Annotated in this window: 6 protein-coding genes; 3 read left to right on the top strand and 3 right to left on the bottom strand. The window is 70.0% G+C overall.

Translation table 11 applies throughout. The features are described 5' to 3' along the window. The first annotated feature begins 45 nt into the window (after window positions 1-45). Window positions 46-4,722, top strand: a complete 4,677-nt coding sequence (locus LC438_RS16085; protein WP_223587171.1) for a PKD domain-containing protein — start codon at window positions 46-48, stop codon at window positions 4,720-4,722. A gap of 60 nt (window positions 4,723-4,782) precedes the next feature. After that, window positions 4,783-6,081 carry a hypothetical protein gene (locus LC438_RS16080; protein ID WP_105673936.1) on the top strand — a complete coding sequence of 433 codons (1,299 nt, stop codon included), beginning with the start codon at window positions 4,783-4,785 and terminating at the stop codon, window positions 6,079-6,081. Here the strand turns inward: LC438_RS16080 and LC438_RS16075 are convergent. From LC438_RS16075 to LC438_RS16065, 3 genes are read right to left on the bottom strand one after another with little or no spacing between them, the layout of a single operon-like run. Beyond that, on the bottom strand, window positions 6,009-7,475 hold the full coding sequence (locus LC438_RS16075) for a lipopolysaccharide biosynthesis protein (protein ID WP_105673938.1): 1,467 nt from the start codon (window positions 7,473-7,475) through the stop codon (window positions 6,009-6,011). The genes LC438_RS16080 and LC438_RS16075 overlap by 73 nt on opposite strands. Beyond that, window positions 7,475-8,686 carry a Coenzyme F420 hydrogenase/dehydrogenase, beta subunit C-terminal domain gene (locus tag LC438_RS16070; RefSeq protein ID WP_223587170.1) on the bottom strand — a complete coding sequence of 404 codons (1,212 nt, stop codon included), beginning with the start codon at window positions 8,684-8,686 and terminating at the stop codon, window positions 7,475-7,477. Before LC438_RS16070 ends, LC438_RS16075 begins: the two co-directional genes overlap by 1 nt. Continuing rightward, window positions 8,683-9,759, bottom strand: a complete 1,077-nt coding sequence (locus LC438_RS16065; protein ID WP_223587169.1) for a polysaccharide pyruvyl transferase family protein — start codon at window positions 9,757-9,759, stop codon at window positions 8,683-8,685. Before LC438_RS16065 ends, LC438_RS16070 begins: the two co-directional genes overlap by 4 nt. Before the next feature lie 259 nt (window positions 9,760-10,018). Between LC438_RS16065 and LC438_RS16060 the strand changes: the two genes are divergently transcribed. Further along, entirely contained in the window at window positions 10,019-11,392 is a 1,374-nt protein-coding gene (locus LC438_RS16060; RefSeq protein WP_181155869.1) for a polysaccharide biosynthesis tyrosine autokinase, read from the top strand. Window positions 11,393-11,436 lie beyond the last annotated feature (44 nt).

Genomic DNA, 11,436 nt, shown 5'->3' with positions numbered 1-11,436 from the left:
TGCCGTCGGGGAGCCCGTGGCAGTCATATTCGGAAAGGTCGCCTGATGAGCACTCTGGTCGCACGTCGCAGGACCGCGCGCTGGCGCGCGGTGTTCGCCGCATTCGTCGGCATCGTCCTCGCCTTCAGCGCAGCGCTGATCGCTCCCGTCACGGCATCCGCAGCCGTCCCCACCGCCAAGGCGCCGTTCCTCCAGCGAACCGCCGACGTGGCGACGGCCGACGCGTTGCCGACGGTGCAGATCGACTCCGGCTACGTGTGGGCGCAGACCACGGTCGGCAACACCGTGTACGCGGCGGGCAGCTTCTCGAACGCACGGGCCGCGCTCGCCGCTCCCGGCACGAACCTGACTCCGCGCAGCAACATCCTCGCCTACGACATCACGACCGGCAATCTCCTGCCCTTCGCGCCGTCGGTCAACGGCGTGATCAAGTCGATCGCGCACTCGACGGACGGGTCGCGCATCTACATCGGCGGCTCCTTCACCCAGGTGAACGGCGCCGCGCGCTTCAACTTCGCCGCCCTCGACGCCCAGACCGGTCAGCTGATCTCCGGCTTCACCCCCTCCGTCGGCGGGGTCGGCGTGTTCGGCATCACCCTGCTCGGCGACTCCGTCTACGTGGCAGGCAACTTCACTCAGGCCAACGGGACCGCCCGCAAGAACTTCGCCGCCTTCGCGACCTCGAACGGCGCTCTGCGGAGCTGGGCTCCGACGTCTGACCTGCAGGTCGACGCGCTCGTCACCGACCCCGACGGCTCGCAGATCATCGCGGGCGGCCGCTTCTCCATGGTCAACGGTCTCGCCTCGCAGCGCGGGCTCTCGGCCATCGACCCCGTCTCCGGTGTCGTGAACACCGGATGGCAGGCGAACAGCACGGTCATCAACGGCGCGGCATCCGGAAAGGCGGGCATCTTCGCCCTGTCCACCGATGCCACGGGCGTCTACGGCACCGGCTGGGTCTTCTCCGACGTCAACACCGGCAACCTCGAGGGCGTCTTCGCCGCGGATGCCGGCAGCGGTGCGATCCGCTGGGTGGCCGACTGCCACGGCGACCACTACGGCGTCTACTCCACCGGCAAGGTCGTCTACGCGACGAGTCACATGCACCAGTGCGAGACCGTGAACCTGTGGCCCGAGCAGCCGGTGCGTCAGTACCGCTACATGGAGGCCTTCACCACGACGGCCGAGGGGACCCTGAGCCGCTCGGTCTCCGTCGGCTCCATCTACAAGGACTGGAGCGGCACGCCCTCCCCGTCCGGATACGCCTGGTACCCCGACTTCACGGTAGGCACGGCGTCCGGACTCGGTCAGGCCGGTCTCTCCATCACCGGCGTGGGGGACTACATCTCCGTCGCCGGCGAGTTCACGAGCGTCAACGGCCAGCGCTACCAGGGCATCGTGCGGTTCTCGACGACGCCCTCGGGCGGCGCGAAGCAGGGACCGCGTCTCACCGGCGCGAGCTGGGGCGCCCCGACGGCGGCGACCGCATCTCCTGGCCGCATCCGCGTGTCCATCCCGGTCAACTGGGATCGTGACGACCGCGACCTGACCTACCAGCTCCTGCGCACGGGTACAGCCGGCGTGCTCGACCAGAAGGTCGTGTCGTCGGGGTGGTGGAACAAGACGCAGCTCTCGTTGAGTGACAAGACGGTCGCCCCGGGATCCACGTACACCTATACCGTGAGAGCGGTCGACGCGAACGGCAACGCCGCCACCAGTCAACCGGTCACGGCCACGGCGACGAGCGGATCGGCCTCCGACTACGCCAACGCCGTGCTCGATGACGGCGCACAGCTCTACTATCCGCTGGGAAGCACCACCACGGACTGGGCCGGGGGAGCCGACCCGTTGTTCAGCAGCGGGGTGAGCGTCACGTCGCCGGGAGCCGTCGAGGGCACCACCGGGACGTCGGCGTCGAAGCTCGACGGCACGACATCAGGCCTCGTCTCGTCCGGGTCCTCGGTCAGCGGGCCGAACGTCTTCTCCACCGAGGTGTGGTTCAAGACCACCACCACCGACGGCGGCAAGATCGTCGGCTTCGGCAACCAGCAGACCGGCTTCTCCGGGAACTACGACCGGCATCTGTACATGCAGAACAACGGACGACTGACGTTCGGCGTCTACCCGGGCGGGGTGCGCACGGTGTCGTCGAGCGCCTCGTACAACGACGGTCAGTGGCACCACGCGGTGACGTCGCTCGGCGATGACGGCATGAAGCTGTACGTCGACGGTGCCCTCATCGCGCAGGACGCCTCGGTCACCGATGCGCAGGGCTACGACGGCTACTGGCGCGTGGGCGGGGACAACATGGGCGGCTGGCCCGATGCCCCCGGACGCTGGGAGTTCAACGGCACGGTCGACGAGTTCGCGGTCTACCCGACGGCGCTGAGCGCCGCGCAGGTCGCCGCCCACTACGCGGTGGGCGCCGGCATCCACGCACCGACCGCCGCGTTCACCTCCACGCCGACGAACCTGTCTGTGGCGTTCGACGCGACGGCCAGCACGGTCGACGCAGGACAGACGATCACGGGCTACGCGTGGGACTTCGGCGACGGCCACAACGGAACCGGCGCGACCCCGACTCACGTCTACGGGGCCTCCGGCACCTACAACGTCGTGCTGAGCGTCACGGACAGCCGTGGCCTCACGGGTACCGTCACGCACCAGGTCGCCGTCACCGGGCCCAACGTGCTGCCGACGGCGGACTTCACCTCGACGGCATCGGGCCTCACGGCCTCGGTGAACGGCGCGACGTCGGCTGACCCCGACGGCACGATCGCGTCGTACTCCTGGAACTGGGGCGACGGCTCCGCGGCCGGCTCGGGCGTCACCGCCTCGCACGCCTATGCGGCGCCGGGCACGTACGCGGTGACGCTGACCGTGACCGACGACCGCGGCGGGCAGGCGACGAAGACCGCGAACGTCATAGTGACCCATGCGGCGCCGGTGGCGAGCTTCACGGCCGCCGCCAACGCGCTGACCGTCTCGGTCGACGGGTCGGCGTCCACGGCATCGGATGCCGCGACGCTCGCGTACTCGTGGAACTGGGGAGACGGCAGCCCCGCGGGCAGCGGAGCCACCGCCTCGCACGTCTACGCGGCGGCCGGCGACTTCACGATCACCCTCACGCTGACCGACAGCGTGGGTGCGACCGCCACGACCACGCGCACCGTCACGGTGGCGGACCAGTCCTTCGCGATCCGTGACGACTTCGAGCGCACGGCATCGTCCGGATGGGGATCTGCCGAGCTCGGCGGCGCCTACACCGTGATGAACGGGGCCGCGTCGGCGGCATCCGTGTCCGGCGGCGCAGGAAAGCTGACGCTGGCGGCGGGGCAGACGCGCAACGTGGCCCTGCAGGGCACGTCGCTCGCCGACACGCTCACGACGCTGACGTACTCCGCCGATCAGGGCCCTGCCACCGGCAGCTCCTATGTGGGGGTGAGCGCCCGCAAGTCGGCGACCTCGGAGTACCTCACCCGTGTGTGGATGCGCAACGACGGAAAGCTGTGGCTGGTGATCCAGCGCGACAGCACCGTCCTGGTGTCCAAGGCGCTGACGACCACGTGGGCGGCGGGAGACGTGTTCCGCCTCTCGGTCAAGGTCTCGGGCGCATCGCCGACGACCATCCAGGTGAAGACCTGGAGGGACGGCACCGCGGAGCCCGCCGACTGGCAGCTCTCCACGACCGACGCCACGGCGGGACTGCAGGGCAGCGGATGGACGAGCGTCCACGCGAACCGCGCCGGCAGCGCCACCTCGACCGCGGCGTTCTCGTTCGACGCGCTGCGGGTCACCGACCTCAAGGCCCCGGTCGGCCCGCTGCCGAACGTGGCTCCGACGGCGGCGTTCACGAGCACGGTGACGAACCTCGGTGTCGCGGTCGACGGATCCACGTCGACGGACAGCGACGGCACCGTCGCCGGGTACTCCTGGAACTGGGGAGACGGCACGGCCGCAGGCACCGGCGCGACCGCGACGCACACCTACGCCGCGGCGGGCACGTACACTGTGACGCTGACGGTCACGGATGACGACGGCGCCACCGGCACCGTCACCCATCAGGTGGTCGCCACCGACCCGCCCGTCGGTCCGCAGCCCGGAGCGGTCGTCGCGAGCGACGACTTCGGCAGGACGGCGACTGCGGGCTGGGGCACCGCCGACCTGGGTGGCGCGTGGACGCTCTCCGGGGGTGCGGCGTCCGCAGCATCCGTCGACGGATCGGGCGTGCTCACGCTCGGCGCCGGCAGCACGCGCAACATGCTGCTCAACACGGTGTCGGCGAAGAACGTCACGATGTCGATGGACTTCAGCGCCGATGCCGCACCGGCCACGGGGCAGGCGTACGCCGGCCTGATCGCACGATCGAGCGCCACGGACAACTACCTCGTGCGCGCGTGGCTGAACGCCAACGGCACCGTGTGGATCGTGATCCAGCAGGGGTCCGCGGTGCTCTCGACGTACCAGGTGCCGGGGATCACGCGCGGTGCGGGCGACGCCTTCACCCTGAAGGTCGACGTGTCCGGCGGGGCCTCGACGACGATCTCGGCCAAGCTCTGGAAGCAGGGCACCACCGAACCAGCCGCCTGGCAGACCTCGTTCGTCGACACCACCGGGATCGACGCCGCCGGAGCGGTCGGGGTGCACGCGAACCGCGTGAGCTCCGCCACCGGTCCGGCAGTCCTGAGGGTCGACGGTTTCCGGGTCACGGACAACGGGTGAATCCCAGGGCACGTGCCATAGGCTCGTGCTGATGTCCGAACAGCTGATGCGGCGATCGTCGTGAACGGGAGCACTCTCCTGCTCGCGGCGATCGCCGCTGGCGTGGGCGTGATCGGCATCCTGCTGTTCCGGGCCAGCCCACGTCTCACCTTCGTGGTCTGGGCCCTCGTCCTCTTCTTCGTGCCCGTGTGGATCGGCGTCAACGTCGGCTTCTTCTGGTCGGCGATCACCCTGCTCACCCTTGTCGCGGTGCTGACGAACATCTCCGACATCCGCCTCAACGGGATAGACCTCATCATGGGGGTGTTCACGCTGATGGCGGCGACGCAGTTCGCCCTCAAGATGACCGGACTCTCGGCCACCGTGATCGCTCTGCTCGAGTGGGTGCTGCCGTACATCTGGGGTCGACTGGTGCTGTCGCGCGTGAAGCGCTCGTTCGTCACTGCGGTGCTCGCCACCGTCGTGACGGTGGCGGCCGTGCTCGGTCTCATTGAGTTCGCCACCGGCACGAACATCTTCGTGTCGCTTCCCGCGATGGGGGCTGACCTCTACGCCAGCTGGGGCGGCTTGCAGGTCCGTGCCGATCGGCTGCGGGTCGAGGGCGCCTGGGGTCATTCGATCGCGATGGGCGCGGCCTTCGCGATGTCGTCCGCCTTCATCGTCGCCGCCCGATGGCCGGTCGCCGTCCGGCTGGTCGCGCTCGGCATCGTCACTGCGGCGACGGTCACGACCATCAGCCGCATCGGCATGCTGACCCTCGCCTTCACCGTCGTGCTCTCGGTGCTGCTGCTCCCCGGGCTCGATCGCGCGATGCGCTGGTCGGTGGCGGCTCTCGGAGTGGTCGCCGCGATCATCATCATCCCCTTCGTCGGGGAGATCTTCCTCGAGGCGGGCGATGAGGCGGGCGGCAGCGCCGACTACCGTTCCGGACTGTTCTCGCTCGTGTCGCAGGTGCAGCTGTTCGGGAGCGCGGGCGACTGGAGCGGACTCACCGTCGGAGGCGAGTATCTCGGTGCCTACGCGAAGTCGGTCGACAACGCGTTCCTCGTGTTCGCACTGCGGTTCGGGTGGATCCCGTCACTGCTCCTGATCGCCGCGCTCGTGTTCGCCGCGGCGTACATCCTCCGCCCCGGCAAGGCGTCGCCGCCGTCGATCGCCGTGGCCTCCCAGCTGCCCGCGATCTTCGCCGTCGCGCTCATCACGCAGGCAGGCGCGTACCTGTGGTTCCTCGCCGGCCTCGCCGTCGCGTGGGCTCAGCAGGGGAGGGATGCCGATGCGGCCGACGATCAAGCGGCGCTGCCGTCCCTCTTCAGCATGAGCCGCACGAACGAGGACAGCGTCTTCGCGTCGCGGCGGTAGACAGGGATCGCGAGGGCGGCCGCGGAGATCGCGAGACCGGCCACGAGACCCACTCCGAGCTGCACCCAGGCGTTCGTCGCCGTGAGGGCCTGCGCGGCGCCCCAGGCGGCGAGTCCGGCGGCCAGCGAGACGGCGATGATGCGCCCGGCGCCCTGGTACAGCTGCCTTCGCGGCATCGGCGTGATCCGGGAGAGCCAGGCGAGCGAGATGGGCCACGCGATCGCGGGGTGCACGGCGAAGGCGATGGCGACGCCGAGGACGCCGAAGAACGAGCCGATCACGATGCACACCACCTTGATGAGGGCGGTGACGATCGTGTACCGGAGCAGGTCGGCGCCAAGGCCGCGCGCGAGGTACACCCAGTACCCCACGAACGACACGGTGGTCAGGATGCCGGCGATCGCGAACATGCGCAGCATCGGGGCGGCCTCCGCCCACCGGCTGCCGAGCATGATGTCGACGGCCGGCTCGGCGAGGCCGGCGACGATCGCCACCGGGATGCCGAACAGGAAGCCCAGCGCGAGCTGCGCGGCCGTCACATAGGTCTCGAAGCGCGGCTGGTCCTGCTGCACGCGCGACAGCACGGGGAGGGCCACCGACTGCAGCGGGGAGCGCACCTGCGTCAGAGGCGTCATGATCAGCTGGAAGGCACGGTTGTAGAGACCCAGAGGGGCCGTGCCGAACCGGAAGCTGATCATGACCGTGTCGATCTGACGCGCGGCGTAGCCGATCAGGTTGGTCGCGACCAGAGTCCATCCGAAGTTCACCAGCTGCTTGACCGGATGCGATCGCGAGTACGGACGCGGCAGCCAGCGGCCGGCCGCGACGACGCCGACGAGCAGGATGATGCCGGTGACGAGCTGCTGGATCACCAGGGACCAGTAGCCCATGCCGGCGACCGCTGCGACGATCGCGACCGCGAGGGCGATGGCCGAGGACGCGACGTCGATGACGGCGAGGGGACGCAGCTTGAGATCGCGCATCAGGTTGGCCCTGTGCTGCGTGGCGAGTCCGTTCAGCAGGAACGTCAGCGACAGCCACTGCGAGATGCCCACGAGCTCGGGCTCGCCGGTCACGGCGCCGATCGCCCACGACAGCGAGAACATGATCGCGGTGAGCACCACGCCGATCGCCGCGTTGATCCAGAACAGGTTGTCGCGCTGGCCGGTGGACAGCTCGGGCGCCTGGATGGATGCCGACGTGAGGCCGAAGTCGCGGAAGATTTCGCCGAGGCCGACGACGACCAGGACGATCGCCAGCAGACCGTAGTCGTGCGGAGAGAGGATCCTCGCCAGCACCACGACGGACAGCAGCTGCAGGATGATCCTCGCGGCCTGCGCGGCGAGGGTGAAGTAGGCGCCGCGGGCTGCGGAGTGCGCGAGGGACGAGGCCATCAGCGCCTCTGGGCCGCGCGCACCCGGCGGAACGTCCCGCGCAGCACCCGGATCGCCTCGCGGGGCCGCGCAGCGGTCAGGCGGATCAGGTCGAAGCCGCGGTAGCGCGGAGGGCGTCGACCGGCGAGGCGCGAGCCGAGCAGGCGTGCGAAGAGGAACTGTCGACGTGCTGTCTGCAGAGGCTGGGCGTCGCGCAGGTGCGCGCCGGGGAGCGGACGCACGGCGATGACTCCGGCGTCGACGGCGGCGAGGATCACGTCCCGTCCGCGCGGCGTGCGGGCGACGAGGGCGCTGATGCCGTCTCCCTCGGCGAAGGTCGGGTATCCCCGTTCGTCGGTCTCCCAGGAGTCGGCGCACACGATGTCGGCGGCCTGTCCGACGCCGTCGGGGCAGATCTTGCAGCGCCACTGCGTGGTGGGCCCGAGAACCCTGCCCCAGGACTCGTCGTAGTCGGCGGAGACCTCGAGATCGCCGCTGCGAGCGGTGAAGCGGCCGGGCCAGCCGTTGCCGCGATAGCGCAGCGCATCGACGGGCTGGTCGGGGGAGACGCCGAGCTCGGTGAGCAGCGACTCGGTGGCCTTCTGGCTCGGCGTGCCGGCGCAGAAGAACGACAGCAGCAGCGGAGCCTCTCCGTCGACGAGCTGAGGCGCCGCGGCGCGCAGCGCCGCCACCTCGCAGGGCTTCGCCGCCACCGCGCTGTCAGTGCGGAACACGTCGGGGTTCTCCAGGGCGCCGACGGGCGCGTAGCGCGAGCCCGCGGCGGCGAGGGCCTGCTCGCGCGTCGTGATCGTCACGGGAACCGTGCGCCGCGGGGAGGTGCGCTCGGCGGCGGCTCCGGTGATGCGGGCGGCCCGGCCGGTGTCGAGCAGCCAGGCGTGCAGCGCCGTGAGCGCGCCGCCGCTGCTGCCGGCGCGTCGGATGTCGTCGTCGGTCGCCCAGGCCTGCCAGAGGCCGACGTTCGGACCGAGCAGGGCATCGTGCTCGGCTCCCTCCGGAGCAGCGGGAGCGGTGATGCGCATGCCCGGGCATGAGCGATCGAACACCTCGGCCGCTCCGTCGATCGGCGCCGACTCCGCCTCGTATGTCGGGCGCAGGTAGCCGCGGTCGTCGAGGCGCATGCTGACGCCGGGATCGAGTCGCGGGCACAGGCCGCACCCCGAGCACGCGTCGCGGGTCAGCACATCGGCGATGCGCTCCTGCAGCGCGGTCACAGCGACTGCTTTAGGCCGGCCACCAGGGGCTCGAGCAGGGCACGACCCCTGTCGCGGGCCTCTTCTGCGCCGCTGCGCAGATCGGGGGCCGCGGCGTGTGCGAGCACCTCGCCCGCCCAGTCCCCGTTCTCGGTGATCGAGACGACGCGGGTCCAGCCGACGGCATCCATCAGCGGTGCGAACTTGCGCGAGTAGGCCATCGCGACCGCCGGCGTGCCGGTGGAGAGCGCGTTGAGGCAGGCGTGCATGCGGGCGCCGATGACGAGCTCGCTCGCCGCGATGATCGACCGTGCGTCCTCGAGGTCGGCGGGCACGACGAGGTCGACCCGTCCGTCGTACTCGGCGGCGAGCTCGCGGCTCACCGGCACGTCGTTGTCGTGGCTCTGCGAGTCGAGCACGTGCGGGAAGATCGTGACCGATCGGCCTGCCGCCAGCAGCTCGTCGATGATGCGGCGGATGGCGTCGCGATAGTGCGGGGCGTCGACGTGCGGGTTGTCGTTCCACAGCAGGCCGGACACGTTCAGCAGCACGTCGCGCTTCGTCGCCGACGGCGTCGGCTGGTCGATGCCGAACACGAGATCGCTCGTGACCGCGGCGACCGGGCGCCCCAGCTGGGCGGAGGCGTTCGCGCTGACGATGTCGCGGGCGAAGACCAGGCGGCTGCGGCGCAGGTTGCGGCGGGCGAGAGCGCGGCCGCGGCGGGTGTGGAACGGGCCGATGGTCTGCGGCGCCATGACCGACGGGACGCCTGCCTGGGCAGCGAACTCGTGCAGCAGCGACATCGTCGTGTGCCGGGTGAGGCCGTAGATGTCGGCGAAGCTGTCGCCCGAGCGGGTGTCCCACACGAGGTCGAAGCCGCGGAGCCAGCGCTGCATGCCGAGGCGCCCCGTGACCCGCTCGCGCACCAGGGCGCGCGGACTCCACGGAACCTCGGGCTGCCGCCGCCCGTAGTTGAGATAGGTGAACTCCGCGTCGGGCCAGACCGATCTGACCAGATCCTCGGACCCGCGCGCGAGCGCGCGGACTCCCAGATTGACGCTGGAATCGTTCGCCCATGCGATGAGAACGCGCACGTAAACCCCCTCGACCCCGACGCGCCCCGTTCGCGATCGGGCCGCTGCCCTTCAGACGCGGTCATGACGACCGCACATCTCCCCAGATGAATGCTCAGCGCGCCGTACGAGGATACGGCTGAGCAGGCTCATCCTAGCATCACGAGCCCCGTATCCTCAGGGTTCGCGCAGGCGGTCGGCTACCATGAGAACGCGCCGCGTTCGCTCGGCGACGTCGTCACATGGGGAGGCGACGCTTGCCGGCACTGGAGGGGCACGGATGAAAGCTGACGCGACGGGTTGGTCGCTCGCCAGCGCATGGTCTGCGATTCGCAAGTTCTGGTACGTCATCATCGGCATGGCCATCATCGGGGGAGCCGTCGGGTACGGCATCTCGGCGACGACGACGCCGCAGTACCAGTCGACGGCGACGCTGTACTTCGCGATGAACCAGGGCACGACGGGCACCGATCTCAACCAGGGCTCGACCTACACCCAGTCGCAGATGCTCTCCTTCGCGCAGCTCGCGACGTCGTCGCGCGTGCTCGCCCCGGTCATCGACGAGCTCGGGCTCGACATCACGCCCAAGGAGCTCGTCCGCAGCATCGCGATCACGATCCCGCAGGACACCACGATCCTCAGCGTGCAGGTGACGTCGACCGGCGCCCAGCGCGCGACGGACATCGCCAACGCGATCTCCGAGGAGCTGTCCAGCGCGGTGAAGACGATCGTGGCCAAGGGCGTCGACCAGAAGCCGACGATCATCCCGTCCGTCATCGACGAGGCAGTGGTCCCGCAGTTCCAGTCGCTGCCCAACAAGAGCAAGGATGCCGGCCTCGCCGCTGTCCTCGGTCTCGTCCTCGGCATCCTCGTCGCCTTCATCGCGACGATCGCCGACACCCGCGTGCGCAACGAGGCGGCGCTCGCCCGTGTGACGGACCTGCCCTATCTCGGCTCGATCACCCGCACCAAGCGGGGGACGGATGCCGGTCTGATCGTGGTGCGCGAGCCGCGCAGCCACATCGCGGAGGACTTCCGGCGGGTGCAGGCGTCGCTGGCGTTCGCCAACATCGACGGGCAGTCGCGTCGACTCCTGATCACGTCGGCGTCCCCCGCCGAGGGCAAGTCGACCTTCTCGGCGAATCTCGCCCTCACCCTCGCCGATCTCGGCGAGAACACCCTGCTGATCGACGCCGATCTCCGGCGCCCGCGCATCGGCGAGATCTTCGGGCTCGACGCCGCCGTCGGGCTCACATCGGTCGTCCTCGGCTCCGCCGAGCTCAGCGAAGCGGTGATCCCGTGGCGCGAGGGCGGACCCGATCTGCTGCTCTCCGGCGAGGTGCCCCCGAACTCGGCATCCGTGCTCACCTCCCACGCGTTCGCCGAGGTCCTCGGCGCCGCCAGTGAGGGGCACGACGTCGTGGTGATCGACTCCCCGCCGGCGCTCACGGTGGCCGACACGAACCTCGTCGCGCCTCTCGTGGACGGCGTCGTCATCGTGGTCGACGCATCGAAGACCAGCAGGCCCCAGCTGGCGGCGACGATCCGCACGCTTGAGGGGTCGGGCGCGCCCATCATCGGCATCGTCCTGAACAAGGTGCGCCTCCCGCGCAGCCGCACCACGTATTACGCGCAGGAGAAGTCTTCAAGCTAGGCCTGCTACCCTGTTCTGCGGATGGGGGCATCTGTCGTTAGCGA

Source organism: Microbacterium sp. OVT16B (assembly GCF_019969705.1).
Lineage (GTDB): Bacteria > Actinomycetota > Actinomycetes > Actinomycetales > Microbacteriaceae > Microbacterium > Microbacterium natoriense.
Note: the sequence above shows the minus strand (reverse complement) of the source record. Positions and strands in the feature narration are given on the sequence as shown.